Below are 25,276 nucleotides of genomic sequence, written 5' to 3' on the forward strand. Positions count from 1 at the left end.
CACCTGCGCCGCTCAGCCGAACGTCTCGAGCAGCAGGTCGCGCTCCGCCTCGGTGAGGTTGGTGGAGACCAGGCGCGACCCGAGCCCGTGGAACCGCTCGCCGAGCCGGTCCAGGTTCCCGTCCTGGGTCACGGCCAGCAGCAGCGACGTGCCCTCGGTCGTCTCGTCGCGGAGCTTGTGCAGGTCGGCCTCGTCGATGCCGACGCCCTCGACGGACTTCGCGATGGCGCCGATGCCGGCGCCCGCCGCCGCGCCGAGCAGCGGCGCGAAGAACAGGCCGCCCACGAGGAACCCCCACAGGGCCCCCCAGCCGGCCTTGCGCTTGCCGGCGTCGTGCTCGTGGTGCAGCTCCGGGCGCTTCTCGCCCGGCGGCCAGCTCACGACCGCCGAGTCGACGACCGTGACCAGGCCGTCGTCCTGAGCGGCGCGCAGGGCGCCGAGCGCCTTCTCCGCCCCCTCCGGGGTGTCGAACTTCCAGGCGGTGAACGTCGTCATGGCCGTCCTCCTCGAGCGGTGCCGGGACGGCCACTGTCCCGCTCCGACGGCGAGGACCGGCTCACCCGCGCGGGGGGACGCTGGGGGCAGCGGGCGTCGGTGGGCGTCGGTGGGCGGCGGTGGGCGGCGGTGGGCGGCGGTCCGGCTGTCGGCGGCGATGCGCGACCCTGCGGGGGTGGGGCCGGGGGTGGGGGGTCAGCGATCCCGGGGGATCCGCTCCTCCGGGACGCGTTCGAGCCTGCGTCCAGCCGCGCCACCCGCGCTGCTCGAGGATCGCCAGCAGCCGTCGGGCGACCGGCGTGGACTCGGCCATGGCCGCGTCCAGCAGGACGACGAACGGGTCCGACGGGTCGGGGTCGCCGATCTCCACGTCACCGCGCTGCACCGCGCGGATCCGGATGTGCTCGACCATGTCGGCGAGCTCGACCACCCGCGGGTCGTCGGCCGAGGACTGCGACACGGCGCCGAGGAGGAGGTAGAGCCGGGTCATGTCGGGGTCCTCGTCCAGCTGCCGGTTCTTCTCGGCGATCACGGACTCGAGGTCGAGCGGGATCTGCGGGGCGAGCATGATCCACGCGTCCCGCTCGAGCTCGAGGTAGCCCTTGCCGACGCCGAGCCCGCGCAGCCGGTCCAGGTAGTCCAGGACGACCTGGGGGAGAGCCAGGTGATCGCCGGCGGCGAGCCTGGCGATCCGCTCGCGGTTCCTCCGGAGGCGACGGATGTCGGCGCGCAAGGCCTTGTCGATCTCCTCGACGCCTCGGGTGAACTCGTCCGGGCCGGCGACGAGGAGCTCCTGCACCCGGGCCAGGGGCACGCCTGCGTCCGCCAGCACGCGGATCCGGATCAGCCGCACGACGGCGGCTGCGTCGTAGCGGCGGTAACCGGAGTGGTCGCGCTCGGGCTCGGCGAGCAGCCCGATCTGGTGATAGTGCCGCACTGTCCGCACCGTCACCCCGGCGTAGGAGGCCAGCTGGCTGATCGTGAGCATGGCCCCAGGGTGCCTCAGCCCGTGACGCCGCGGACCGCCTCGGCGACCGTGCGGAAGTCCTTGCGCAGGATCGCCCCGTGACCGCTCGCGACCTTCGCGTGGATCGTGATGTGCGGGTTGCGCTCGGCCACCGCGGGCACGCTGGCACGGATCGTCTCCTGCCCGTCCCCTCTGCTCCCGAACGAGCTCCCGGAGGCGAGGACGTACCGGGTCGGGACGGTGATCCGGTCCAGCACCGGACCCAGTGCCCGCTCTCGCGCGAGCCTGCCGACCTCGATGTTGCACCCGGACATCTCCGAGGCGGTCATGCGCGGCACGAGGCCCGTCACGCGCAGGGGCACGATCAGCGGGTGCAGGCGACGGAAGACCGTCCGGATCCCCTGCTCCATGTCGTCCGTGAGCCAGTCGTGCGGCTGTGCCCCGTCGACCAGGACGGCGCCGATCGTCCGGTCCGGGTTGCGGCTCGCCCAGTGCGCGGCGACGAAGGCGCCGTACGACCAGCCGACCACCAGCGCCCGGCCGACACCTCGGGCGTCGAGCACGGCACCGACGTCACGGACGGCGGCCGCGAACGAGTAGTCCGCCGAACGTCCGGACCTGCGCCCCCGGGCCCGCTCGTCGTAGGTGATGTGCCGCCAGCCCGGTCCGAGCTCGGCGACGACCCGCCGCCAGTACCCCTGGGTCGCGAACTGGCCGTTGAGGTAGATCACCGGGTTCCCGGGACCCCGCGAGTCGGTGACGGCCAGAGCCGTGTCGTCGACCGGGACCATGCCGGTCCAGCTCGGTGTCGTGGTGGCGGTGACCATGGTGCGTCCTTCCGTCCTGCGAGGTGCGACCCAGCATGGCGGGTTGACGCGGCGTCAGGGTCAAGCGGTGTCGGGCCGGACCGAGGGCCGGGGACACGACGAAGGCCCCAGGTCGATGACCTGGGGCCTTGCTGGTGGGCGATACTGGGATCGAACCAGTGACCTCTTCCGTGTCAGGGAAGCGCGCTACCGCTGCGCCAATCGCCCATGGTGCTACGAGGTGGAGATGGGATTCGAACCCACGTATACGGCTTTGCAGGCCGCTGCCTCGCCTCTCGGCCACTCCACCCTGAGACCTCAGTCCTCAGCGACCGATGAAGGTCGGCCGGGAGTGTCTGCCTCCGAGCGGACGACGGGATTCGAACCCGCGACCCTCACCTTGGCAAGGTGATGCTCTACCACTGAGCCACGTCCGCGCGCCTCGTTCAGCCGGTTGTTACCCGGCGTTCCGCGGTGCGTTGAGAACATTAGCCGACGCCGGACGCGGCCGTCCAATCGCCTCCCTGTGGGTCGGAAGTCCCGCATGATCACGCGGATCGCCGGGTCGGGACGACCGGGCACGCCCCCGACGAGGACCTGCGCTGACTACGGTGACGGGGTGCCGACGCCCTCGCCCGAGATGTCCGCCCGGCCGGTCGCGCCGGTCGCCCCCGGCGGTGCGGGCAGCGCGGACGGTGCGGACGGTGCCGACGGTGCCGCCTGGTTCGCCGGCCGGGTGCTGCGCGACCCGGTCGCGCACGTGCCGGACGTCGCGCGGGAGCCCTGGCGCCTGCGAGAACCCGGGCACTGGGTGCTGGTGGGGGACTTCGACGGGCCGGTGGCCGCGTGGCGGTTCGCCCGGGCGGAACCTGACGCCGGCGCGCCGCGCCCCGCGCCGTGGCGCGGCCCGGACCCGGCGTCCTGGACGTCGTCGATGGACGAGGCGGCGTATACCGGCGCGGTGGAGGAGGTCCGGGCGGCCGTCCGTGAGGGCGTGGTCTACCAGGCGAACCTCTGCCGGGTGCTGGCTGCGCCGCTGCCGGGACGCGACGGCCGTGAGCCGTCCGCCCGGGCGCTGGGCGCCGCGCTGGCGGCCGGGAACCCGGCGCCCTACGCCGGCGGCGTGCACGTGCCGGCCGGGGGACCGCTGCCACCGGTGTGGGTGGTGACGGCGTCGCCCGAGCTGTTCCTGCGCGTCGAGGACGGCTGGGTGACGTCCGCGCCGATCAAGGGCACCGCGACGACCGCCGCCGGCCTGTCGGGGAAGGACCGCGCCGAGAACGTGATGATCACCGACCTGGTGCGCAACGACCTGCAGCGGGTGTGCGAGCCGGGGACGGTCGAGGTGACCACCCTGCTGGGCGTCGAGGAGCACCCGGGGCTCGTGCACCTGGTGTCCACGGTGCGCGGGCGCCTCGCCGCCGGGGTGCGGGACGGGGCGGACCTGTGGGCGCGGCTGCTCGAGGCGACGTACCCGCCCGGGTCCGTGTCCGGTGCGCCCAAGTCGTCGGCGCTCGACCTGATCGCGCGGCTCGAGGCGGTGGCCCGCGGACCCTACTGCGGCGCGATCGGCTGGGTCGACGTCGACGCGGCGGGCGGGCTGCGCGCGGAGCTCGCGGTCGGCATCCGCACGTTCGCGTGGCGGGACGGCGTGCTGCGGTTCGGCACGGGCGCCGGGATCACGTGGGGGAGCGACGCCGCGGCGGAGTGGCGGGAGACCGAGCTGAAGGCGCGCCGCCTCGTCGCGCTGGCGTCGGGGGAGCCGGTGGGAGACTGGCCACCGTGAGCAGCGTGACGACCGTCTGGGCCGGGGGACGGCTGCGCGACCCCGCCGAGCCGCTGGTCACGGCGCTGGACCCCGGTCTGACGACGGGGCTCGGCGTCTTCGAGACCTGCGCGGTGGCGGACGGCCGCGCGTTCGCCCTCACCCGCCACCTGGACCGGATGGCGACGTCGCTCGACGGGCTGGGCCTGCCGGCGGTCGACCGGGACGAGGTCCGTGCCGGCGTCGCGGCGGTGCTGGCCGCCGACCCGGGCGCCCGACGGCTGCGGATCACGGCGACGCCAGGCGCTCCGGGCGCGGTGGCGCCGACGCTCGTGGTCACCGCCGGCCCCGCCCCCGTGCGCGGCCCGGCCCACGTGGTGCGCGTCGGCTGGGTGCGCAACGAGCGGTCGCCGCTGGCGGGGCACAAGTCGACGTCCTACGCCGCCGACGTCCTCGCGCTGGCGGCCGCGACCCGGGCCGGAGGCAACGAGGCCGTGCTCGCGAACACCCACGGCGACCTCTGCGAGGGGACGGGGTCCAACGTGTTCGTCGAGCGCGGCGGCGAGCTGCTGACGCCCGGACCGGCGTCGGGCTGCCTGCCGGGCGTGACGCGGGCGCTCGTGCTGGAGTGGGCCGGCGCCGCGGGCCTGCCGGTGCGCGAGGCGGCGCCGGGGGAGCTGCCCTGGGCGGTGCTGGACGAGGTCGTCGCGGGCGCTGCCCACCTCGCGCTGAGCGGGTCGCTGCGCGGCTTCGCCGGGGTGCACGTCCTGGACGGGGCGCCGGTGGCGCCGGGGCCGTTGTCCGCGGAGGTGGCGCGCCTGTTCGCCGAGCGCGCGGGAGCCGACCCCGACCCGTGAGGGCCGGGCGGCAGGGGTCAGGCGGTGAGGAGCGCGGCGATGAGGGCCGCGATCTCGCCTTCCATGCGGTCGCTCTCGGTACCGAGAGCGACGAGCTGCTCGGTCGCCGTGAGGAACCGCTCGAGCGGCTCGGACGGCGAGGCGAGCAGCGCGCTGCCCTCGATGCCGGTGAGCGAGATCAGGGTGAACAGGGGGTCCTCGTCCCGCCACACCTGGACGTCCCCGCACCCGGCGGGGTCCTCGGCGTCCGCGAGCATGCCCTGGAGCAGGAGCTCACGTCCGAGCAGCCACACCGACGTGGACTGCGGGCTGGTGAACACGGCACGCACCGTGTACGGATCGCTCACGCGGTACGACAGCTCCGCGGTGACCGGCAGCACGCTGGCATCGGAGCTGATGAGCTGCATGGCGACGGACTCGACGACGTCGTACGAGCGCTGGGCCACTGCATCCTCCTTCACACACATCACGCGAGACGACCATCATGACAGCCGAAGTCTCCGGGACCGAGGTCCCGCGGCGACTTTCACCCGGTAGGACCCCTCATCGGTCCGCGGCCTGCGCCGATGCCGGTGACCGTCGTAGGCCCGACACGCCCGGACCGCCGCGGATCCCGCTCGTGGAGCGGTACTCGCGCGCAGCGGCCGGCGGCGCCGGCGCCGATTTCGGCCGCGCGCACCGGTCGGGTATTGTCTTCACCTGCCGGGCGATTGGCGCAGTGGTAGCGCGCTTCGTTCACACCGAAGAGGTCACTGGTTCGAACCCAGTATCGCCCACCCGAGCCGAAGGCCCCTCACCTGCGCAGCAGGCGAGGGGCCTTCGTCGCGTGTCACTCCCCGCGTGCCGCCGCGGCGACCGCGCGGTCGACCCGGTCCAGCAGTGCGGCGAGCTGCGTCGGGCCGGTGGCGAAGTTCAGCCGCGCGAACGCCCGGGTGTCCACGGCGGTGTGCTGCGCGAACTCCGCGCCCGGGCTCAGCCGCGCCCGCCCGAGCCGCAGGACGTCGTCCGCCGGGTCGTCCGCGCGCAACGCGGTGCGGGACAGGTCGAGCCAGGCCAGGTACGTCGCCTCCGGGGCGTGGAACCTGATGCCGGGGCGGTCGGCCGCCCACTCGACCAGGCGGGCCCGGTTGGCGTGCAGGACGACCCGCAGGCGGTCCAGCCAGTCCTCCGACTCCCGCCAGGCCGCGACCGTCGCGATCCGTCCCAGGGTGCTCGGGGTGCCGAAGATGTCGAGGGGCTGCGCATCGAGCCGGGCACGGACGCGGGGGTGCCCGACGTGCACCACGGCGCACCGCAGTCCCGCGATGTTGAACGCCTTCGTCGCCGACGTGGTCGTGATCGTCCGGGCCGCGGCACCGGGGCCGAGCGACGCGAACGGCACGTGCTCGTGCCGGTCGTAGGTGAGGTCGGCGTGGATCTCGTCCGACAGGACGACCAGGTCCAGCTCCTCGGCCACGTCGGCCAGGGTGCGCAGCTCCGCGCGGGTGAGCACGCGACCGGTCGGGTTGTGCGGGTTGACCAGGACGAGGAGCCGGACGCCCGCGTCGCCGAGCCGGGTGGTGAGCCCGTCCGCCTGGAACGCCCAGCCCGTGCCGTCGTCCACCATCGCCACGGGGACGATCCGCCGGCCGGCGCGCTCGATGGCGGCCAGGAACGGTGGGTAGCTCGGGACCAGGACCGCGACGCCGTCGCCGGGTTCGGTCGCCTGCTCCACGACCACCTGCAGGACCTGCAGCACGTCGGTGAGGACGCGGGTCCGGCCGGGTTCGGGGGACCAGTCGTAGCGGCTGCGCATCCGCTGCTCGAAGGCGAGCACCACGGGGTCGCCCTCCGGCCAGAAGGGGTAGCCCAGGTCGCTGCGGGCGACCGCGTCGGCGACCCGGTCCCGCACGACCTGCGGTGCGGCGAAGTCCATGTCGGCCACCCACGCGGGCAGCACGTCGTCGTCCACGGCCCCCCACTTGACCCCGGTACCGGCCCGCAGCCGCGCGCTGTCGACCTCGAAGGCCGTGTCGTCGCCGATCACGCCCGCACCCCGGTCCCGGAGACGAGCAGGTCCCGGATCTGCTGCATCTGACCGTGGTGCTGGGCCAGCTCCTCGTAGACGTGCATGAGGGCGGCGCCCTGGGTCAGCTCGCGGTCGGGACCCTCGAACGCGGCCGGCGGCGCCGAACGCAGCGGCGCACCGGGGTCGGCCGCCGCCACGTCGAGCGCCAGCTGGGCACGCACCGCCGCCGTCCGGGCGAGCAGCGGCGCGACGGGTCCCGTCGCCTCGAACTCGCCGTCCCGGTCGCGTTCGACCCGACGTCCGTGCACGAGCTGCCCGGCCCACGCCTCGACGACGCCCAGGCAGTGGGTCAGCAGGCCGTAGGGCGAGTTGGCGCCGGGCAGCGCAGGGCGCCGGGTGCTCAGCCCGTCGCCCAGGGCCGCCACGATCCCGGCCATGCCGTCGAGGGCGCGGTCGGCGAAGTAGCAGTACTCCTCGGTCGTGATCATGCGTGCCGCCTCTTCTGGTGCGTGCCGGTGTGTCGTCACCGGTCTGACAGGTGACACGGTTGCGTACCCGTGCGTCACCGGTCAAGATGGTGACGTGTTCGTCTTCGTCAGCGGTGATCCCGCCCTCGACTTCGTCGGGACGCTCAAGTGGCGGCGCAGCCCCGAGCCGGAGGAGCTGCTGGTCGATCCCGGCGCGCTCGACGCGTGGTTCGTCGGGAGCGGGACGGTGACCAGCCCACCGGGGAGCTCGGCGGCGGACCTGCACGCCGCACGCGCGCTGCGCGAGTCCGCTTACGGCCTCGTGGTCGCGGCACTGCAGGGCCGCCCCGCCCGGGCGGAGGACGTCGCGGCGGTGAACCGGGCGGCGGCGGACCCGCCGGCCACGACGATGCTCGTCGACGGCAGGCGCGCGGCCTCGGGCACGGCGGCGCAGGCGCTCTCCTCGATCGCCCGCGCGGTGATCGAGGTCGTCGCGAGCGCCGACCCGGCCGAGCTCAAGGAGTGCGGCAGACCCGCGTGCACCCGGGTGTACCTGGACCGCTCCCGCGGGCACCGCCGGGCGTGGTGCGGCATGGAGGAGTGCGGCAACCGGGTCAAGGCCGCGGCGTACCGCGAGCGGCGCCGGGCGCGCGCCGCGACGTGACGGCGGCACGGGTGCACGTGACGGGTCGGTAGCATCGCCTGAGGACCCCGCGTGCGAGGCGCGGGCCCGACCCGAGGAGACCATGCACGTGCCCGAGCTCATCACCCTCACCGTCGACGGCACCAGCACCACGGCCGAGGCGGGGACGACGGGCACGGACCTGTTCTCCGCCCGCCGCGACGTCGTGGTCGTCCGCGTCGACGGCGAGCTGCGGGACCTGTCCCGCCCGCTCCCGGACGGGGCCGCGGTCGAGGCCGTCACGATCGACTCGCCCGACGGCCTCGCCGTCCTGCGGCACTCCGCGGCGCACGTCCTCGCGCAGGCGGTGCAGGAGGTCAACCCGAAGGCGCGGCTCGGCATCGGCCCGCCGGTCACCGACGGCTTCTACTACGACTTCGACGTGGAGACCCCGTTCACGCCCGAGGACCTCAAGGCGCTCGAGAAGGTGATGACCCGCATCGTGCGCGAGGGGCAGACCTTCCGCCGCGTCGAGGTCTCCGACGACGAGGCGCGCGCGCTCGCCGCGGACGAGCCGTACAAGCTCGAGCTGATCGGCCTGAAGTCCACCGCCGACACCGCGGGCGAGGGCGCCTCCGTCGAGGTCGGGGCCGGCGGCCTCACCTACTACCAGAACGTGCGCGGCGCGGGCCGGGAGACGGAGACGGTCGTCTGGCAGGACCTGTGCCGCGGCCCGCACCTGCCCAGCACCAAGCTGCTCGGCAACGGCTTCCAGCTCACCCGGTCCGCCGCCGCCTACTGGCGCGGCTCCGAGAAGAACCCGCAGCTGCAGCGGATCTACGGCACCGCGTGGCCGACCAAGGACGAGCTCAAGGCGTACCTGGAGCGGATCGCCGAGGCCGAGCGCCGCGACCACCGCCGGCTGGGTGCCGAGCTCGACCTGTTCTCGTTCCCGGACGAGATCGGCTCCGGCCTGGCGGTGTTCCACCCCAAGGGCGGCATCATCCGGATGGAGATGGAGGAGTACTCGCGGCGCAAGCACGTCGAGGCGGGCTACTCCTTCGTCAACTCGCCGCACATCACCAAGCAGCAGCTGTTCGAGATCTCGGGGCACCTCGACTGGTACGCCGACGGCATGTACCCGCCCATGCAGCTGGACGAGGAGCGGGACGCCGACGGCAACATCAAGCGCGCGGGGCAGAACTACTACCTCAAGCCGATGAACTGCCCGATGCACAACCTGATCTTCGACGCCCGCGGGCGCTCGTACCGCGAGCTGCCGCTGCGGCTGTTCGAGTTCGGCACGGTCTACCGGTACGAGAAGTCCGGCGTGGTGCACGGCCTGACCCGCGCCCGCGGCTTCACGCAGGACGACGCGCACATCTACTGCACCCGCGAGCAGATGAAGGGGGAGCTGACCAGCCTGCTCACCTTCGTGCTCGACCTGCTCAAGGACTACGGGCTCGACGACTTCTACCTGGAGCTGTCGACCCGCAACCCCGAGAAGTCGGTCGGCGAGGACGCGGCCTGGGAGGAGGCGACCGAGACGCTGCGCCAGGTCGCCACCGAGTCGGGCCTCGAGCTGGTCCCGGACCCGGGCGGCGCCGCCTTCTACGGCCCGAAGATCTCCGTGCAGGCGCGGGACGCGATCGGCCGGACGTGGCAGATGTCGACGATCCAGCTCGACTTCAACCTGCCCGAGCGGTTCGAGCTCGAGTACACCGCCGCCGACGGCACCCGCCAGCGCCCGGTGATGATCCACCGTGCGCTGTTCGGCTCGATCGAGCGGTTCTTCGCGGTGCTGACCGAGCACTACGCGGGCGCGTTCCCGGCCTGGCTCGCGCCGGTGCAGGTGCTGGCGGTCCCGGTGGCGGAGCCGTTCGAGCCGTACCTCGAGGACGTCGTCGCCCAGCTGCGTGCCCAGGGGATCCGCGCCGAGCTCGACCGGTCCAGCGACCGGTTCGGCAAGAAGATCCGCAACGCGAGCACGCAGAAGATCCCGTTCGTGCTGATCGCCGGCGGCGAGGACGCGGAGGCGGGCGCGGTGTCGTTCCGGTACCGCGACGGCCGGCAGGAGAACGGCGTGCCCGTGGCGGAGGCCGTGCAGCGCGTCGTGGACGCCGTCCGCGAGCACGCGCAGGTCTGAGCGCGTGACCGAGCACGACGGGACCGGCCCGCACGGGGCGGCGGCGGAGGACGCGGTTGCCGGTCACCACGCCCTCGCGGGCGTGCCCGACGGCTTCGGCCGGCTGTGGACCCCGCACCGGATGGCGTACATCGGGGGCGAGAACAAGCCGTCGGGCTCCGGCGCCGGCGACGGCTGCCCGTTCTGCCGCATCCCGTCGCTCTCCGACGAGGAGGGGCTGGTCGTCGCACGCGGCGAGGTCGCGTACGTCGTGCTCAACCTCTACCCGTACAACGGCGGGCACGTGCTGGTCGTCCCGTACCGGCACGTCGCCGACTACACCGACCTGACCGACGCCGAGGTCGCCGAGGTGGCGGAGCTGACCCGCACCGCGATGCGCGTGCTGCGCGAGGTGAGCGGTCCGCACGGCTTCAACCTGGGCATGAACCAGGGCGACGTCGCGGGCGCCGGCATCGCCGCGCACCTGCACCAGCACGTGGTGCCCCGGTGGTCCGGGGACGCCAACTTCCTGCCGATCGTCGGCCGCACCCGGGCGCTGCCCGAGCTGCTGCACGACACGCGGTTCCGGCTCGCGGCCGGGTGGCCGGCGCCGGCCGACCGCGACCAGAAGGGATGAGCCGCAGGTGCTGAACCGACTGCGCGGGGCCATGACGCGGATCTTCACGCCCGTGGCCGACGCGCTCCTCAAGCGCGGGGTGTCGCCCGACGCGGTGACCATCGCCGGGACCGTGGCCGTCGTCGCCGCGGCGCTCTGGCTGTACCCGACCGGCCACTTCCTCGCGGCCAGCCTGGTGATCGGGCTGTTCGTGCTCACCGACAGCCTGGACGGCGTGATGGCCCGCCGCTCCGGCCGGTCCGGCCCGTGGGGCGCGTTCCTCGACTCGACGCTGGACCGGTTCGGCGACGCCGCGATCTTCACCGGCCTCGTGCTCTGGTTCGCGGGCGAGGGCGACTCCGCCTGGGGCGTCGGCACGGCGCTGGCGTGCCTGGTGCTGGGCTCGGTCGTGCCCTACGCCCGGGCCCGAGCCGAGGGTCTCGGCATGACCGCGCAGGTCGGGATCGCCGAGCGCGCCGACCGGCTGGCGGCCGTGCTGGTCGCGACGCTGCTGGTGGGCCTCGGCCTGCCGCAGGTCGTGCTGGTCGTCGTGCTGGCCCTGCTCGCGGTCGCCTCGCTGGTGACGATCGTCCAGCGGATGGCCACCGTGCGGCGCCAGGCGGTGGGCACGGCGTGACGGCACGCATCGACATGGCGCGGCTGTTCGCCCTCGCCTGGCGCGTCGTGGGCAAGGTCCCCGACCCGGTGGTGCGCGGGGTGTTCCGGCTGGTGGCGGACGTCCTGTGGCTGCTCCGCGGCTCCGGCGTGCGACAGCTGGAGGCGAACCTGCGGCGGGTCCGCCCGCACGCGCGGCCCGAGGAGCTCCGCCGGCTGACGCTGCTGGGGATGCGCTCGTACATGCGGTACTACGGCGAGTCCTTCGCGCTGGTCGGGATGAGCCAGGAGCAGATCGCGGCCCGGGTGCGCCTGGTCGACGGCGGCGACGTCCAGCAGCTCATCGCCGAGGACCGGATGACCGTCCTGGCGCTCGGCCACCTGGGCAACTGGGACCTGGCCGGGGCGTGGGCGACCCGGCACCTGGGCCGCACGGTCACCGTCGCCGAGCGGCTGAAGCCCGAGGCGCTGTTCCAGGAGTTCCTCGCGTTCCGCGAAGGCCTGGGGCTCGAGATCATCCCGCTGTCCGGGTCGGGCGGCGGGGTGTTCCGCGAGCTGGTGCGCGCCGTCAAGCAGCCCACCGGCGGCCTGGTGCCGCTGCTGGCCGACCGCGACCTGACCGCGCGCGGCGTCGAGGTCGACCTGTTCGGCGAGCGCGCGCGGGTGGCCGCGGGTCCCGCCGCCCTCGCCGTGGCCACCGGCGCGCCGCTGTGCTCCGCCTCGATCACGTACGAGCGGCTGCACGGCGAGCGGCGCCGCGCGGCGGGGTCGCCGTGGGGCGTCGTCATCGAGTTCGGCCGGCTGCTGACGGTCCCCGAGGACGTGCCGCGTGCCGACCGCGTGCGCGCGCTCACGCAGGCCTGGGTCGACGAGCTCGCGGCCGGCATCGACCGGGCGCCGCAGGACTGGCACATGCTGCAGAAGGTGTTCGTCGCGGACCTCGACGCGGAGCGGTACGCGCGGACGCTCGCCGCCGAGGGCGCGTCGTGACGGCCGCGCCCGCGCGGCCGCTGCGGGTGGGCATCGTCTGCCCGTACTCCTTCGACGTGCCGGGCGGCGTGCAGTTCCACGTGCGCGACCTCGCCGAGGCGCTGATCGAGCGCGGGCACAGCGTCTCGGTGCTGGCGCCCGCGGACGACGACACCCCGATCCCCGCGTACATGACGTCGGCGGGCCGGGCCGTGCCGGTCCGGTACAACGGCGCCGTCGCCCGGGTGACCTTCGGGCCGCTGACCGCGGCGCGCGTGCGGCGCTGGCTCGAGGCCGGGCAGTTCGACGTGCTGCACCTGCACGAGCCGGTCACCCCGTCGCTGAGCATGCTGGCCCTGTGGATCGCCGACGGCCCGGTGGTCGCGACGTTCCACTCGTCGCTGGTCCGGTCCCGGTCGCTGCAGCTGGCCTACCCGCTGGTGCGGCAGTCGCTCGAGAAGATCAGCGCCCGGATCGCGGTGTCCGAGGACGCCCGCCGGACGCTGGTCGAGCACCTGGGCGGCGACGCCGTCGTGATCCCGAACGGCGTGTACGTCGACGCGTTCGCGCGTGCCGGGACCGACCCCCGCTGGGTCGGCACGCCCGAGCGGCCGACGGTGGTGTTCCTGGGCCGGCTGGACGAGTCGCGCAAGGGGCTGCCCGTGCTGCTGGACGCCGTGCCGGCCGTGCGCCGTGCGGTTCCCGGGGTGCGGGTCCTGGTCGCCGGCCGGGGCGAGACGGGCCCGGAGGAGGCCCGCGAGCTGCTGGGCGACGACGCCGACGCCGTGGAGTTCCTCGGCGGGATCAGCGACGACGAGAAGGCGCGGCTGCTCGCCTCGGCGGACGTGTACTGCGCGCCGCAGACGGGCGGCGAGTCGTTCGGCATCGTGCTGGTCGAGGCGATGAGCGCCGGGACCGCCGTCGTGGCCTCGGACCTCGGCGCGTTCCGGCGCGTGCTGGCCGACGGCGAGGCCGGGGTGCTGTTCCGGACCGGCGACTCCGCCGACCTGTCCCGCACCCTGGTCGAGCTCCTCGGCGACCCGGACCGGCGCGCCCGGGTGGCGGCGGCGGGGGAGTCGGCGGTGGGCCGGTACGACTGGTCGTCCGTGACCCACGAGGTGCTCACGGTGTACGAGATGGCCGTCGAGGGCAGCGAGCTGCCCGTCGGCGAGGACCCGACGTCGCTGCGCGGCGCCCGGACCGCCCTGCGCCGCCTGCGGGGCGACGAGTGAGCGCGGAGGGCGTGCGATGAGCTGGTCGGAGACCGCGGTCGTGGTCGTCGCCGTCGTGCTGCTGGTGCTGTGGTGGTCCTGGGTGGCCGCGTCGCGCATCGACCGGCTGCACCGCAAGGTCGCCGCCTCCGGCGCGGTCGTGGACACGCAGCTGCTGCGCCGCGCGTCGGCCGCGTCGACGCTCGCGGCGTCCGGGGTGCTGGACCCGGTCAGCTCGGTGCTGATCGGCGAGGCGTCCTGGGCGTCGATCGCGGCCAACCAGCCGCAGACCCAGGGCATGGCCCGGCTGCCGGACGAGCTGGCGGCACCCGGCCGGCCGGGCAGCGGCCCGGACGAGCGCGGGCTGATCGAGAGCGAGCTCTCCTCGACGCTCCGGGAGGCGCTCGACGACCCCGCCGAGGTCGCCGCGCTGCGCGAGGAGCCCGGGGCCGACGAGCTGCTCGACGCCCTGGCCGACGCCTGGTACCGCGTGCAGCTGGCGCGCCGGTTCCACAACGAGGCCGTCGCCCAGGCGCAGCGGATGCGCCGCGGCTGGGCGGTGCGCACCCTGCGGCTCGCGGGGCGGGCACCCATGCCGCAGACCCTCGAGCTGGACGACGCCTGGCCGCCGGCGCTGGGCCGCCCGGGTCGCCCGCCGGCCGCGGCCTGACCTGTGGACGCCGCCGACGCGCCCCCGGGTGCGGATTAGGATGGGCGGTGGAAACCCGCCACCCTCCCCTCGAGATGTGAGGCCCTCAGTGACCAGCGAGACCAGCCAGCCCGTCACCGCCGCCGACGCCCCCGCGGTCGGCACCGCGCGCGTCAAGCGCGGCATGGCGGAGATGCTCAAGGGCGGCGTGATCATGGACGTCGTCACCGCCGAGCAGGCCAAGATCGCCGAGGACGCCGGCGCGGTCGCCGTCATGGCGCTCGAGCGCGTGCCCGCCGACATCCGGGCCCAGGGCGGCGTCGCGCGGATGAGCGACCCCGACCTGATCGACGGCATCATCAGCACCGTCTCCATCCCGGTGATGGCCAAGGCCCGCATCGGCCACTTCGTCGAGGCGCAGGTCCTGCAGAGCCTCGGCGTGGACTACATCGACGAGTCCGAGGTGCTGACCCCGGCCGACTACGCGCACCACATCGACAAGTGGCAGTTCACCGCCCCGTTCGTGTGCGGCGCGACCAACCTGGGCGAGGCGCTGCGCCGCATCACCGAGGGCGCGGCGATGATCCGCTCCAAGGGCGAGGCCGGCACCGGCGACGTCTCCAACGCCACCACGCACATGCGCACCATCCGCGACGAGATCCGCCGCCTGTCCTCGCTGCCCGAGGACGAGCTGTTCCTCGCCGCGAAGGAGCTGCAGGCGCCGTACGACCTGGTCGTCGAGGTCGCCCGCGCGGGCAAGCTGCCCGTCGTGCTGTTCACCGCCGGCGGCATCGCCACGCCGGCGGACGCCGCGATGATGCGCCAGCTCGGCGCCGAGGGCGTGTTCGTGGGCTCCGGCATCTTCAAGTCCGGCAACCCCGCCGAGCGCGCCGCCGCGATCGTCAAGGCGACCACGTTCTACGACGACCCGGACGTCATCGCGAAGGTGTCCCGCGGCCTCGGCGAGGCCATGGTCGGCATCAACGTCGACGACGTGCCCGTCCCGCACCGGCTCGCCGAGCGCGGCTGGTGACGAGCGCCCTGCCGACCGACGGCCCGTCGACCCCCTCGGGGGCCGGCGGGCCGTCGCCGTCCGGGACGACCGCGTCCGCGCTCGGCGCCGACTGGGTGCTGGGCGAGGACGGGCTGCGGTTCCGGCGTGCCGCGCGGGTGCTGCTGCTCGACGCCGACGACCGGCTGCTGCTGGTCCGCGGGCACGACGCCGACCAGCCCGAGCGGTCGTGGTGGTTCACCGTCGGCGGCGGGATCGACCCGGGGGAGTCGTCCCTGGCCGCAGCCGTGCGCGAGGTGCGCGAGGAGACGGGCCTGGTGCTGGACCCGGGCGACCTGGTCGGGCCGGTGCTGACCCGGACCGGGATCTTCGACTTCTACGCCGAGCGGTGCCGCCAGGACGAGGAGTTCTTCGTGGCGCGCGTCGGGTCCGTCCTCGACACCGACGCCATCGGCCGCGACGGGTGGACCGACGTCGAGCTGGACCTGCTCGACGAGCTGCGCTGGTGGCACCTGGACGACCTGGACGCCGAGTCGCGGGAGGTGTTCCCCGAGGGGCTCGCCGACCTGGTGCGCCCGCTGCTGCGCGGGTGGGACGGCGTGACCCGTCACCTCGGCCCCCAGCACGACCGCTGACGCTGTTACCAGGGAGTAACTTCCGGGCCCGGTTCTCCGCTAGGGTGCGCCGGTGCCCCTCTCCACGTCGCCCGTCACCCGCATCCACCGCAGCGGCATCCGCACCCTGATGGAGCTCGCCCTGCGCGACCCGCAGGCCATCCGGCTGGAGATCGGCGAGCCGGACGTGCCGACCCCCGCGCACGTCGTGGCGGCCGCCGGCCGTGACGCCGCCGCCGGGCACACCGCGTACACGTCGAGCACCGGGACGCCCGAGCTGCGCGCCGCGCTGGCCGAGAAGGTGCGCCGGGTCAACGGGCTCGACGTGACCGCGTCCGACGTCGTCGTGACGCACGGGGCGATGCACGGGCTCGCGATGGCGATCAACGCGCTGGCCGGCCCGGGTGACGAGATCCTGCTGCCCGACCCCGAGTTCCCGAACTGGCGGATGGCCGCCGTGGCCGCGGGGGTCGGCGTGGCGACCTACCCCGCGCACGCCGCGAACGGCTTCGTGCCGACGCTGGCCGACATCGCCGCGTCGATCACGCCCGCGACCAAGGCGGTCGTCGTGTGCTCGCCGAACAACCCGACCGGTGCGATGTACCCGCCCGAGCTGCTCGCCGGCGTGGTGGAGCTCGCCCGCGAGCGGGACCTGTGGGTGCTGTCCGACGAGTGCTACGAGGCGATCACCTTCGACGCCCCGCACGTCAGCCCCGCCACCTTCGACACCGACGGCCGTGTGCTCACGTTCTTCTCGTTCTCCAAGACCTACGCGATGACCGGCTGGCGGCTCGGCTACGTCGTGGCGCGCGACCCCGGGGTCGTGGACCTGCTCGGCCAGGTCGCGGAGGCGACCGTCGCCTGCCCGTCCTCGGTCAGCCAGCGCGCGGCCCTCGCCGCGCTGACCGGGCCCCAGGACGACGTGGTCGCCGCGGTGGCCTCGTACCGCGAGCGGCGCGACGCCGCGGTCGCGCTGCTGGACGCGCGCGGCGTGCCGTCCGTGCCGCCGCTCGGCGCGTTCTACCTGATGGTCGACGTGTCGGCGGCGACCACCGACTCCGAGGCGTTCGCGCTCCGTCTCCTGGACGAGCGGCACGTGTCGGTGTCGCCGGGCAGCGCGTTCGGCGCGGGCGGCGAGGGCATGGTCCGCGTCTCGCTGGCGAGCGACCGGGCGGCGCTCCTGGAGGGGCTGGCCCGGCTCGCGGACCTGGTGCGGGACTGGACGGCGGTCGAGGTGCCCGTGGCCGCCGCGGCCGCGCTCACGGCGCCGACGGCACCGGCGTCCGGCGATTCGTAGGATGAGAGGTGTGAGCGCCTCTCCCACCATCGGTGTCCTGGCCCTGCAGGGCGACGTCCGCGAGCACGTCGCCGCCCTCGAGGCGAGCGGCGCCACCGCCGTCCCCGTGCGCCGGACCAGCGAGCTCGACGCCGTCGACGCCCTGGTCCTGCCCGGCGGCGAGTCCACCACCATCGACAAGCTGCTCCGGGCGTTCGAGCTCGACGGCCCCGTGCGGGAGCGGCTGGCCGGCGGGATGCCCGCCTACGGGTCGTGCGCCGGCATGATCCTGCTGGCCGACCGGATCGTCGGGGGCATCGACGGCCAGCGGACGCTCGGCGGGCTGGACGTCACCGTCCGGCGGAACGCCTTCGGGCGGCAGGTCGACTCCTTCGAGTCGGACCTGCGGATCGACGGGGTCCCCGACTCCGGGGACGACCCCGTGCACGCCGTCTTCATCCGCGCGCCCTGGGTCGACGAGGTGGGGCCGGCGGCCACGGCGCTCGCCCGCGTGGAGTCCGGGCCTGCCGCCGGTAGGATCGTCGCGGTGCGCCAGGGACCGCTGCTCGCCACGTCCTTCCACCCGGAGGTGACGGGGGACACGCGGGTGCACCGACTGTTCGTCGAGATCGTCCGCGACGCCGTGTGAGCGCGCCGGCGCCGTCCGCTGCCGGGCGGTGCCGCACCGTTGGTCCGCCGGCGACGTCGGTCGAGGCGCTGGAACGAGAGGGTACGAAGCGATGTCGGGTCACTCCAAGTGGGCCACCACGAAGCACAAGAAGGCCGTGATCGACGCGAAGCGCGGCAAGCTCTTCGCGAAGCTGATCAAGAACATCGAGGTGGCCGCCCGCACGGGCGGCGGTGACCCCGCGGGCAACCCGACGCTGTTCGACGCCATCCAGAAGGCGAAGAAGACCTCGGTCCCGAACGACAACATCGACCGCGCGGTCAAGCGCGGCTCGGGTGCCGAGGCCGGCGGCGCCGACTACCAGACGATCCTCTACGAGGGCTACGGCCCCGGCGGCGTGGCGTTCCTGGTCGAGTGCCTCACCGACAACCGCAACCGCGCCGCGGCCGACGTCCGCGTGGCGTTCACCCGCAGCGGCGGCCAGCTCGCCGACCCCGGCTCGGTGGCCTACCTGTTCTCCCGCAAGGGCGTCGTCATGGTCCCGAAGGAGGGCACCACCGAGGACGACGTGATGATGTCCGTGCTGGAGGCCGGCGCGGAGGAGGTCAACGACGCGGGCGAGGCCTTCGAGGTGCTGTCCGAGGCGACCGACCTGGTCGCCGTGCGCACGGCGCTGCAGGATGCGGGCATCGAGTACGACTCCGCGGACGTCGTGTTCCACCCGGCCACCCAGATCGAGGTCGACGCCGAGGGCGCCCGCAAGATCTTCCGGCTGATCGACGCGCTCGAGGACTCGGACGACGTGCAGAACGTCTACGCGAACTTCGACGCCTCGGACGAGGTCATGGCGGAGCTCGAGGACGACTGACGCCGACGCACGACGCACCGACGCCCCGCCCGGCCCCGAGCCGCGCGGGGCGTCGGCGCGTCCGGCCGGGTGCGGGACCCCCGGCCTGGGAGACTGCAGGGGTGCGCGTACTCGGTGTGGACCCCGGCCTGACGCGGTGCGGGCTCGGCGTCGTCGACGGCCTGCCGGGGCGGAAGGTCCGGATGGTCGCGGTCGGCGTCGCGCAGAGCGCCCCGTCGGCGGACATCGACCAGCGCCTGCTCACCATCGCGGCGAGCATCGACGAGTGGCTCGAGGAGCACGCGCCCGACGCCCTCGCGGTGGAGCGGGTGTTCGCCCAGCACAACGTCAGCACGGTCATGGGGACGGCCCAGGTGGCGGGGATCGCGATGCTCGCGGCCGCGCGGCGGCGGATCCCCGTCGCCATGCACACGCCGTCGGAGGTCAAGGCCGCGGTCACCGGCAACGGACGGGCCGAGAAGCTGCAGGTGCAGACGATGGTCGCCCGGCTGCTGTCCCTCGACGCCCTGCCGAAGCCCGCCGACGCGGCGGACGCGCTGGCGCTGGCGATCTGCCACCTCTGGCGCCCCGCCGGCGCGGTGGGCACCCCCCAGCGTGCGCCGGGCTCGATGACCGCCGCGCAGCGCGCCTGGGCGCAGGCGGAGCAGGCCGCGCGCCGCGTCCGCGCCTGACCGCGGCACCCGGGCGCGCGTGTCGTTCGTACAGGTGTTCGCACCCGTGGCAGACTGCACGCCGACGTCCGACGGGAAGGAGCCGGTGTGATCGCCTCGGTGCACGGGACGGTGCTGGCCGTGCGGCTGGACGCCGCGGTGGTGGAGGTCGGCGGGGTCGGCATGCTCGTGCAGGCGACCCCGGCGACGCTGGCAGGCCTGCGGGTGGGTCAGACGGCGCTGCTGCACACCCAGCTGGTGGTCCGCGAGGACTCGCTGACGCTGTTCGGGTTCGCGGACGCCGACGAGCGCGAGGTGTTCGAGGTGCTGCAGACCGTCAGCGGCGTCGGGCCGCGGCTCGCGCTGGCGATGCTGGCGGTGCACACCCCGGACGGGCTGCGCCGCGCGGTGGCGGGGGAGGACCTGGCCGCCCTCAAGCGCGTTCCCGGCATCGGCCACAAGGGCGCGCAGCGGATCGTGCTCGAGCTCGCCGACCGGCTGGGCGTGCCCCGGGACGTCCAGGCCGGCGCCGGCGCCCCCGTGGCGGCCGGGCCGGCGGACCGGCGCGACCAGGTGGTCGAGGCGCTGGTCGGGCTGGGCTGGAACCTCAAGGCCGCGCAGGACGCCGTCACGTCGGTGCTCGACGGCAGCGACGAGCCGGTGGGGGAGGCCGAGGTCGCGGGCCTGCTCCGCGCGGCCCTGCGCACATTGGGCGGCGGACGTGGCTGACGACCTGCCGGACGACCTGCCGGACGACGGCCCGGAGTCGCTGGTCCGCCCGGGTGCGGACGAGCTCGAGCGCGCCGCCGAGGCCGCCCTGCGCCCGCGGCACCTGGACGAGTTCGTCGGGCAGAAGGTCGTGCGCGAGCAGCTGTCGCTCGTGCTGCAGGCCGCCCTCGGCCGGGGTCGCGCGCCGGACCACGTGCTGCTGTCCGGGCCGCCCGGGCTGGGCAAGACCACGCTGGCCATGATCATCGCCGCGGAGCTGGGCACGTCGTTGCGCGTGACGAGCGGTCCCGCCGTCCAGCACGCCGGCGACCTCGCGGCGATCCTCTCCTCGCTGGAGGAGAACGAGGTCCTCTTCATCGACGAGATCCACCGGCTCGCCCGGCCCGCCGAGGAGCTGCTGTACGTCGCGATGGAGGACTTCCGCGTCGACGTGGTCGTCGGCAAGGGCGCGGGCGCGAGCGCGATCCCCCTCGCGCTGCCGCCGTTCACCGTGGTCGGCGCCACCACCCGCGCGGGCCTGCTGCCCGCGCCGCTGCGGGACCGGTTCGGCTTCACCGGCCACCTGGACTTCTACGCCGACGACGAGCTGGAGCGCGTGCTGCTGCGCTCCGCGGGCCTCCTCGACGTCCCGCTCGCCCACGAGGCCGCCGCGGAGATCGCGTCGCGGTCGCGCGGGACGCCCCGCATCGCCAACCGGCTGCTGCGCCGCGTCCGCGACTGGGCGCAGGTCCGCGGCGACGGGACCCTGTCGCTGGCGGCGGCCCGTGCGGCGCTCGAGGTGTACGAGGTCGACCGCCTCGGGCTGGACCGGCTCGACCGCGCGGTGCTCACGGCCCTGTGCACGCGGTTCGGCGGCGGCCCGGTGGGCCTCACCACGCTGGCCGTGGCCGTGGGGGAGGAGCCGGAGACGGTGGAGACCGTCGCCGAGCCGTTCCTGGTGCGCGAGGGCCTGATCGGCCGGACCGCGCGCGGCCGCGTGGCGACGCCGGACGCGTGGGCCCACCTCGGGCTCGACGCCCCCGCGCCCACCGGCACGCTGTTCGGCTGAGCCCGGGCGTCGGCCCGCCCCGGCGCTCGACTCCGCTGCCGGGGCGCGGGAGGATGTGGGAACCGACGCGCGTGCGCAGTCGTTAGGAGCCCGGAGCCGCGGCACCTAGACTGCGGCCGACGTCATTTGCGATCAGGAGCCTTCTTCGTGGACCCGACTTTCCTCATCATCCTCGTCATCGGCATCGGGGCGATGTTCCTGCTGTCCAGCCGGCAGCGGAAGGCGCAGCGCGAGCAGCTCAGCTTCCGCGACAACCTGCAGCCCGGCCAGCGGGTCATGACCGGCTCCGGCATGTACGGGACCGTGATCGAGGTCGAGGGCGACGAGGTCACCCTGGAGTCCACCCCGGGCGTCCGCAGCGTGTGGATCAAGGCCGCGATCGCCCGCCTGGTCGACCCGCCGGTCGAGGACGTCGTCGAGGACGACGAGGAGCTGGCGGACGACTCCGAGTGGCGCGACGAGCCGGGCGCCGTCCCGCCGGGCCGCATCGACGTCCCGGACGACCTGTCGTCGCTGCAGCCGCCGCGTGACGACGAGGGCCCCGACAGCACCACGAAGCCCCAGCAGTAGTCGAGAGCGGGGGATCGCGGTCCCGATCCGGGTCCGCGCCCCCACCACCCGCACCGCCCGCTCCTGAGCGGGCGGTGCGCGCACGAGAGAAGACGAACCGTTGGCCCCACCCACCCGTCGCCGCCACCCGGCGCGCACGCTGCTCACGCTCGCCGTCCTCACGGTCGCCGTCTTCGGGGCGATCTTCGCCGGGACGAGGTGGTCCGACGCGACGTGGACCCCGAAGCTGGCCCTCGACCTCGAGGGCGGCACGCAGCTGATCCTCGCGCCGGTGGCCGAGGACGAGTCGAGCGTCTCCTCGGAGACCATCGCCCAGGCCATCGAGGTCATCCGGCAGCGTGTCGACTCCTCCGGGGTCGCCGAGGCCGAGATCACCAGCCAGGGCGGGTCCAACATCGTGGTGGCCCTGCCGGGCCGGCCCAGCGAGGAGACGCTGGACCTGGTCCGGACCTCCGCGCAGATGGAGTTCCGGCCGGTGCTGACCTACGGCGCCCCGGAGCCGACCGCGGCCGCGACGCCGACGCCGACGGCCGGTGAGACCGCCGCCGCCGAGGAGCCCTCCGACGAGCCGACGAAGGCCGCACCGGACAGCGCGAGCGACGCGGAGTACTACATCACCCCGGCCGTGCAGGCGGACTACGACGCCCTCGACTGCACCGACCCGGCCAACCTCACGGGTGGTCAGTCGGGTGCGGCGGACGCGGCGCTCGTCACCTGCGACCCGACCGGCACGGTCAAGTACGTGCTCGGCCCGGTCGAGGTCGAGGGGTCGCGGATCGCGAACGCCAGCTCGGGCCTGCAGGTCAGCCAGTCGGGCGCGGTCACGAACAACTGGGCCGTGAACATCGAGTTCGACGGTGCCGGCACCCGCGAGTTCGCCGACGTGACCGAGCGCCTGCAGGGTCTGACCGCTCCGCAGAACCAGTTCGCGATCGTGCTGGACGGCCTGGTCATCTCGGCGCCGTCGCTCGACCCCGGCGTGGTGATCTCCGACGGCAAGCCCGAGATCTCGGGCAGCTTCACGCGGGAGACGGCGACGACGCTGGCCAACCAGCTGAAGTTCGGCTCGCTGCCGCTGAGCTTCGAGGTGCAGAGCGAGGAGCAGATCTCGGCCACGCTCGGCTCCGAGCAGCTGGAGAAGGGCCTGATCGCCGGCCTCATCGGCCTGCTGCTCGTGGTGATCTACTCGCTGTTCCAGTACCGCGCGCTGGGCCTGGTGACGGTGGCGTCGCTGGTGATCGCCGGCGTGCTCACGTACGGGGTCGTCACGCTGCTGTCCTGGACCCAGGGCTACCGGCTGTCGCTCCCTGGCGTCGCCGGCCTGATCGTGGCCATCGGCATCACCGCGGACTCGTTCATCGTGTACTTCGAGCGCATCCGCGACGAGCTGCGCGAGGGCCGGACGCTGGTGGCGGCCGTCGACCGTGCCTGGGAGCGCGCGCGCCGGACGATCATCGCGTCCGACGCGGTGAACTTCCTGGCCGCGATCGTCCTGTACTTCCTCGCGGTCGGCTCGGTGCGCGGGTTCGCGTTCACCCTCGGGCTCACGACCCTGCTCGACCTGCTCATCGTGTTCACCTTCACCCACCCGGTGATGCGCCTGATCGCGAAGACGCGGTTCTTCGGCTCCGGCCACCCGCTGTCCGGCCTGGACCCGCGGCGCCTCGGCGCCCCCGAGGCCACCCGCTACGTCGGCCGCGGCCGCGTCGTGCACGGCCGCCGGGCCGACGCGGACGCCGAGCCCGATGGGGCGGAGGCCGGCGCGGGCCTGGACGTCCCGACGTCGACGCTGGTGGCGGCGCCGGTCGGTGCCGGCGGCACGATCGCCGAGCGCCGGGCCGCCGCCCGCGCCGCGCAGGCCGGCAGCGCAGGCACCGCCGGTCCCGTCGTCGACGGCCCCGCCGACGACACTCCCGACGACGGCAGCACCCCCGAGGACGCCGCACGACGCACCGAGGGGAACGAGTCCTGATGGCCGTCAACTTCGCCCAGTGGGGCAACGACCTCTACACGGGCCGCCGCTCGTACGACATCGTCGGCCGCCGGAAGCTGTGGTTCAGCATCTCCGGCGCTCTCGTGGTCATCTCGGCGATCCTGCTCATCACGCCGGGCCTGCACGCCGGCATCGAGTTCCGCGGCGGCTCCGAGTTCACGGTGTCGAACGCGAGCAGCACCGACCAGCAGCCGGCCATCGACGCCGTCACCGAGGTCTCGCCGGAGGAGGTGCCGCGCGTCACCAACGTCGGCTCCTCCGCCCTGCGGATCCAGACCGCCGAGCTCACCGCGGACCAGGTCGACCAGGTCCGCACGGCGCTCCAGGACGCGTACGGCGTCTCGGAGGACGACGTCGCGAGCTCGTTCATCGGCCCGACCTGGGGCCAGGACGTGTCGCAGAAGGCGCTGACCAGCCTCGTCGTGTTCCTGGTGCTCGTCAGCGTGGTCATGACGATCTACTTCCGGAACTGGCGCATGGCGCTGGCCGCGATCGTGGCGCTGTTCCACGACATCGCCATCACCGCGGGCGTCTACGCCGCGATCGGCTGGGAGGTCACCCCGGCGACGGTGATCGGCTTCCTCACGATCCTCGGCTACTCGATCTACGACACGGTCGTGGTGTTCGACAAGGTGCGGGAGAACACGGCCGGCATCACCGACCAGACCCGCGCCACCTACGAGGAGCGGGCCAACCTGGCCGTCAACCAGACCCTGGTGCGCTCGATCAACACCTCGGTCGTGGCGCTGCTGCCGGTGGCGGGCATCCTGTTCATCGGGGCGTTCGTGCTCGGCGCCGGCACGCTGCGGGACATCGCCCTCGCGCTGTTCGTCGGCATGCTGGTCGGTGCGTTCTCCTCGATCTTCCTCGCCACGCCGCTCGAGGTCGCCCTGCGCCTCCGCGAGCAGCCGATCCGCGAGCACACCGCCAAGGTCGTGGCCCTGCGGGCCCGCGCCGCGGGGAGCACGGGCACGGACGGCGGGACGGACCACGAGGAGGTCGCCGTCGGCCGGTACACCGGGCAGGTGCGCGCGGGCGGCCACCAGGGCGTCGCGGCGCAGCCGCGCAGGAAGAAGGGTCGACGATGAGCGGCACCCAGGAGGACGCCCTGACGGGCCAGGCGCTGGTCGAGCGGATCGAGGCGCTCGTCCGCGACGTGCCCGACTACCCGACGGCCGGCGTGGTGTTCAAGGACATCACCCCGCTGCTCGCGGACGGACCCGCGTTCGCCGCCGTCGTCGCCGAGATGGCTGCGCGGGTGCCCGGCCCGGTCGACCTGGTCGCCGGCATGGAGGCCCGCGGGTTCATCCTCGCCGCCCCGGTCGCCCTGGCCCTGGGCGCCGGCTTCCTGCCGGTGCGCAAGGCCGGCAAGCTGCCCGGACCGGTCGCGCGCCGCGACTACCAGCTGGAGTACGGCGCCGCCACGGTCGAGCTGCACCCGTTCACGGTGCCGGCGGGTGCGCGGGTGCTCGTGGTCGACGACGTGCTCGCCACCGGCGGCACCGCGGCGGCCACCGTCGAGCTGCTCGAGGAGTGCGGGGCGGAGGTCGTGGGGCTGTCGTTCCTCATGGACCTGACGTTCCTGCCGGGCCGGTCGCGGCTGGCCGGGCACCACGTCGACGCGCTGCTCGAGGTCGGCTGACGCGCTCGGCGACCGGCTGACCCCGCCCGGCGGCGGGGACGCCGTAGAATCGTGCGGATCAGCGGCCCACCGGC

Annotated in this window: 27 protein-coding genes and 4 tRNA genes; 22 read left to right on the forward strand and 9 right to left on the reverse strand. The window is 74.3% G+C overall.

The genetic code is table 11. The annotated features are described in order from the left end of the window. Window positions 1–12 precede the first annotated feature (12 nt). The 6 genes from ACWPWW_RS00910 to ACWPWW_RS00935 all read right to left on the reverse strand — a co-directional run bounded on the left by ACWPWW_RS00910 (window position 13) and on the right by ACWPWW_RS00935 (window position 2,705). Window positions 13–495: a DUF1269 domain-containing protein gene (locus ACWPWW_RS00910; protein WP_454048470.1), complete on the reverse strand. Its 483-nt coding sequence runs from the start codon at window positions 493–495 to the stop codon at window positions 13–15. A 61-nt stretch (window positions 496–556) separates the two neighbouring features. Further along, window positions 557–1,483, reverse strand: a complete 927-nt coding sequence (locus ACWPWW_RS00915; RefSeq protein WP_454048471.1) for a MerR family transcriptional regulator — start codon at window positions 1,481–1,483, stop codon at window positions 557–559. Between the two features lie 14 nt (window positions 1,484–1,497). Beyond that, on the reverse strand, window positions 1,498–2,289 hold the full coding sequence (locus ACWPWW_RS00920) for an alpha/beta fold hydrolase (protein WP_454048472.1): 792 nt from the start codon (window positions 2,287–2,289) through the stop codon (window positions 1,498–1,500). A 132-nt stretch (window positions 2,290–2,421) separates the two neighbouring features. Continuing rightward, window positions 2,422–2,496, reverse strand: a tRNA-Val gene (locus tag ACWPWW_RS00925). 11 nt (window positions 2,497–2,507) lie between these two features. Beyond that, window positions 2,508–2,578 (reverse strand) — tRNA-Cys (locus ACWPWW_RS00930). A 55-nt stretch (window positions 2,579–2,633) separates the two neighbouring features. Next, window positions 2,634–2,705: transfer RNA gene (locus tag ACWPWW_RS00935), tRNA-Gly, on the reverse strand. A gap of 182 nt (window positions 2,706–2,887) precedes the next feature. Here ACWPWW_RS00935 and ACWPWW_RS00940 point away from each other — a divergent pair. Together ACWPWW_RS00940 and ACWPWW_RS00945 are read left to right on the forward strand one after the other, a co-directional pair. Continuing rightward, complete coding sequence (locus tag ACWPWW_RS00940; protein WP_454048473.1) at window positions 2,888–4,054, forward strand: chorismate-binding protein; 1,167 nt, start codon at window positions 2,888–2,890, stop codon at window positions 4,052–4,054. Beyond that, window positions 4,051–4,890, forward strand: a complete 840-nt coding sequence (locus ACWPWW_RS00945; RefSeq protein ID WP_454048474.1) for an aminotransferase class IV — start codon at window positions 4,051–4,053, stop codon at window positions 4,888–4,890. Before ACWPWW_RS00940 ends, ACWPWW_RS00945 begins: the two co-directional genes overlap by 4 nt. Before the next feature lie 17 nt (window positions 4,891–4,907). Here ACWPWW_RS00945 and ACWPWW_RS00950 read toward each other — a convergent pair whose 3' ends face one another. Continuing rightward, the gene (locus ACWPWW_RS00950; protein ID WP_454048475.1) at window positions 4,908–5,336 is read right to left on the reverse strand and encodes an SsgA family sporulation/cell division regulator; all 429 of its coding nucleotides are present in this window, start codon (window positions 5,334–5,336) and stop codon (window positions 4,908–4,910) included. 258 nt (window positions 5,337–5,594) lie between these two features. Between ACWPWW_RS00950 and ACWPWW_RS00955 the strand changes: the two genes are divergently transcribed. Further along, a tRNA-Val gene (locus ACWPWW_RS00955) sits at window positions 5,595–5,666 on the forward strand. A gap of 53 nt (window positions 5,667–5,719) precedes the next feature. Here ACWPWW_RS00955 and ACWPWW_RS00960 read toward each other — a convergent pair. Next, a complete protein-coding gene (locus ACWPWW_RS00960; protein WP_454048476.1) occupies window positions 5,720–6,916 on the reverse strand; it encodes a MalY/PatB family protein in 1,197 nt (398 codons plus the stop codon). Beyond that, window positions 6,913–7,386: a mycothiol transferase gene (locus ACWPWW_RS00965; RefSeq protein WP_454048477.1), complete on the reverse strand. Its 474-nt coding sequence runs from the start codon at window positions 7,384–7,386 to the stop codon at window positions 6,913–6,915. Before ACWPWW_RS00965 ends, ACWPWW_RS00960 begins: the two co-directional genes overlap by 4 nt. A gap of 94 nt (window positions 7,387–7,480) precedes the next feature. Here ACWPWW_RS00965 and ACWPWW_RS00970 point away from each other — a divergent pair, with 94 nt between their 5' ends. The 19 genes from ACWPWW_RS00970 to ACWPWW_RS01060 all read left to right on the forward strand — a co-directional run bounded on the left by ACWPWW_RS00970 (window position 7,481) and on the right by ACWPWW_RS01060 (window position 25,202). Then, a complete protein-coding gene (locus ACWPWW_RS00970) occupies window positions 7,481–8,029 on the forward strand; it encodes a CGNR zinc finger domain-containing protein (RefSeq protein ID WP_454048478.1) in 549 nt (182 codons plus the stop codon). Between the two features lie 82 nt (window positions 8,030–8,111). Beyond that, entirely contained in the window at window positions 8,112–10,133 is a 2,022-nt protein-coding gene (gene thrS, locus ACWPWW_RS00975; RefSeq protein ID WP_454048479.1) for a threonine--tRNA ligase, read from the forward strand. Between the two features lie 4 nt (window positions 10,134–10,137). After that, window positions 10,138–10,749 (forward strand): HIT family protein, encoded by a 612-nt coding sequence (locus tag ACWPWW_RS00980; RefSeq protein WP_454048480.1) that lies wholly within the window; start codon window positions 10,138–10,140, stop codon window positions 10,747–10,749. Between the two features lie 7 nt (window positions 10,750–10,756). Next, window positions 10,757–11,365, forward strand: a complete 609-nt coding sequence (gene pgsA, locus ACWPWW_RS00985; protein WP_454048481.1) for a phosphatidylinositol phosphate synthase — start codon at window positions 10,757–10,759, stop codon at window positions 11,363–11,365. Next, entirely contained in the window at window positions 11,362–12,333 is a 972-nt protein-coding gene (locus tag ACWPWW_RS00990; protein WP_454048482.1) for a phosphatidylinositol mannoside acyltransferase, read from the forward strand. Before pgsA ends, ACWPWW_RS00990 begins: the two co-directional genes overlap by 4 nt. A gap of 20 nt (window positions 12,334–12,353) precedes the next feature. Continuing rightward, complete coding sequence (locus ACWPWW_RS00995) at window positions 12,354–13,544, forward strand: glycosyltransferase family 4 protein (RefSeq protein WP_454050372.1); 1,191 nt, start codon at window positions 12,354–12,356, stop codon at window positions 13,542–13,544. A 16-nt stretch (window positions 13,545–13,560) separates the two neighbouring features. Then, window positions 13,561–14,193, forward strand: coding sequence for a hypothetical protein (locus tag ACWPWW_RS01000; RefSeq protein WP_454048483.1), 633 nt, complete (start codon window positions 13,561–13,563; stop codon window positions 14,191–14,193). 88 nt (window positions 14,194–14,281) lie between these two features. Continuing rightward, window positions 14,282–15,205, forward strand: coding sequence for a pyridoxal 5'-phosphate synthase lyase subunit PdxS (pdxS, locus tag ACWPWW_RS01005; RefSeq protein ID WP_454048484.1), 924 nt, complete (start codon window positions 14,282–14,284; stop codon window positions 15,203–15,205). Further along, window positions 15,202–15,819, forward strand: coding sequence for an NUDIX hydrolase (locus ACWPWW_RS01010; protein WP_454048485.1), 618 nt, complete (start codon window positions 15,202–15,204; stop codon window positions 15,817–15,819). Before pdxS ends, ACWPWW_RS01010 begins: the two co-directional genes overlap by 4 nt. Before the next feature lie 52 nt (window positions 15,820–15,871). Beyond that, the gene (locus tag ACWPWW_RS01015; RefSeq protein ID WP_454048486.1) at window positions 15,872–17,095 is read left to right on the forward strand and encodes a pyridoxal phosphate-dependent aminotransferase; all 1,224 of its coding nucleotides are present in this window, start codon (window positions 15,872–15,874) and stop codon (window positions 17,093–17,095) included. A 1-nt stretch (window position 17,096) separates the two neighbouring features. Next, a complete protein-coding gene (pdxT, locus tag ACWPWW_RS01020) occupies window positions 17,097–17,723 on the forward strand; it encodes a pyridoxal 5'-phosphate synthase glutaminase subunit PdxT (RefSeq protein WP_454048487.1) in 627 nt (208 codons plus the stop codon). A gap of 91 nt (window positions 17,724–17,814) precedes the next feature. Then, window positions 17,815–18,570: a YebC/PmpR family DNA-binding transcriptional regulator gene (locus tag ACWPWW_RS01025; RefSeq protein ID WP_454048488.1), complete on the forward strand. Its 756-nt coding sequence runs from the start codon at window positions 17,815–17,817 to the stop codon at window positions 18,568–18,570. A gap of 101 nt (window positions 18,571–18,671) precedes the next feature. Beyond that, a complete protein-coding gene (gene ruvC / locus ACWPWW_RS01030) occupies window positions 18,672–19,241 on the forward strand; it encodes a crossover junction endodeoxyribonuclease RuvC (protein ID WP_454048489.1) in 570 nt (189 codons plus the stop codon). Between the two features lie 87 nt (window positions 19,242–19,328). Further along, window positions 19,329–19,949 carry a Holliday junction branch migration protein RuvA gene (gene ruvA, locus ACWPWW_RS01035; protein WP_454048490.1) on the forward strand — a complete coding sequence of 207 codons (621 nt, stop codon included), beginning with the start codon at window positions 19,329–19,331 and terminating at the stop codon, window positions 19,947–19,949. After that, window positions 19,942–20,997, forward strand: coding sequence for a Holliday junction branch migration DNA helicase RuvB (gene ruvB, locus ACWPWW_RS01040; protein WP_454048491.1), 1,056 nt, complete (start codon window positions 19,942–19,944; stop codon window positions 20,995–20,997). Before ruvA ends, ruvB begins: the two co-directional genes overlap by 8 nt. Window positions 20,998–21,144: 147 nt before the next feature. Further along, window positions 21,145–21,567 (forward strand): preprotein translocase subunit YajC, encoded by a 423-nt coding sequence (yajC, locus tag ACWPWW_RS01045; RefSeq protein ID WP_454048492.1) that lies wholly within the window; start codon window positions 21,145–21,147, stop codon window positions 21,565–21,567. A 100-nt stretch (window positions 21,568–21,667) separates the two neighbouring features. Then, complete coding sequence (gene secD / locus ACWPWW_RS01050) at window positions 21,668–23,539, forward strand: protein translocase subunit SecD (protein ID WP_454048493.1); 1,872 nt, start codon at window positions 21,668–21,670, stop codon at window positions 23,537–23,539. Continuing rightward, on the forward strand, window positions 23,539–24,648 hold the full coding sequence (gene secF, locus ACWPWW_RS01055) for a protein translocase subunit SecF (RefSeq protein WP_454048494.1): 1,110 nt from the start codon (window positions 23,539–23,541) through the stop codon (window positions 24,646–24,648). Before secD ends, secF begins: the two co-directional genes overlap by 1 nt. Continuing rightward, on the forward strand, window positions 24,645–25,202 hold the full coding sequence (locus ACWPWW_RS01060) for an adenine phosphoribosyltransferase (protein ID WP_454048495.1): 558 nt from the start codon (window positions 24,645–24,647) through the stop codon (window positions 25,200–25,202). The genes secF and ACWPWW_RS01060 overlap by 4 nt, the downstream gene beginning before the upstream one ends. Window positions 25,203–25,276 lie beyond the last annotated feature (74 nt).

It is taken from the genome of Cellulomonas sp. Marseille-Q8402 (genome assembly GCF_965119525.1).

What these genes read in the sequence shown, in the direction of transcription:
- secF (WP_454048494.1), top strand. Translation starts at nt 23,539, where the DNA reads ATGGCCGTCAACTTCGCCCAGTGGGGCAACGACCTCTACACGGGCCGC.
- ACWPWW_RS01025 (WP_454048488.1), top strand. Translation starts at nt 17,815, where the DNA reads ATGTCGGGTCACTCCAAGTGGGCCACCACGAAGCACAAGAAGGCCGTG.
- pdxT (WP_454048487.1), top strand. Translation starts at nt 17,097, where the DNA reads ATGAGAGGTGTGAGCGCCTCTCCCACCATCGGTGTCCTGGCCCTGCAG.
- ACWPWW_RS01060 (WP_454048495.1), top strand. Translation starts at nt 24,645, where the DNA reads ATGAGCGGCACCCAGGAGGACGCCCTGACGGGCCAGGCGCTGGTCGAG.
- ACWPWW_RS01000 (WP_454048483.1), top strand. Translation starts at nt 13,561, where the DNA reads ATGAGCTGGTCGGAGACCGCGGTCGTGGTCGTCGCCGTCGTGCTGCTG.
- ACWPWW_RS00920 (WP_454048472.1), bottom strand. Translation starts at nt 2,289, where the DNA reads ATGGTCACCGCCACCACGACACCGAGCTGGACCGGCATGGTCCCGGTC.
- ACWPWW_RS00910 (WP_454048470.1), bottom strand. Translation starts at nt 495, where the DNA reads ATGACGACGTTCACCGCCTGGAAGTTCGACACCCCGGAGGGGGCGGAG.
- ACWPWW_RS00965 (WP_454048477.1), bottom strand. Translation starts at nt 7,386, where the DNA reads ATGATCACGACCGAGGAGTACTGCTACTTCGCCGACCGCGCCCTCGAC.
- ACWPWW_RS00915 (WP_454048471.1), bottom strand. Translation starts at nt 1,483, where the DNA reads ATGCTCACGATCAGCCAGCTGGCCTCCTACGCCGGGGTGACGGTGCGG.
- thrS (WP_454048479.1), top strand. Translation starts at nt 8,112, where the DNA reads ATGCACGTGCCCGAGCTCATCACCCTCACCGTCGACGGCACCAGCACC.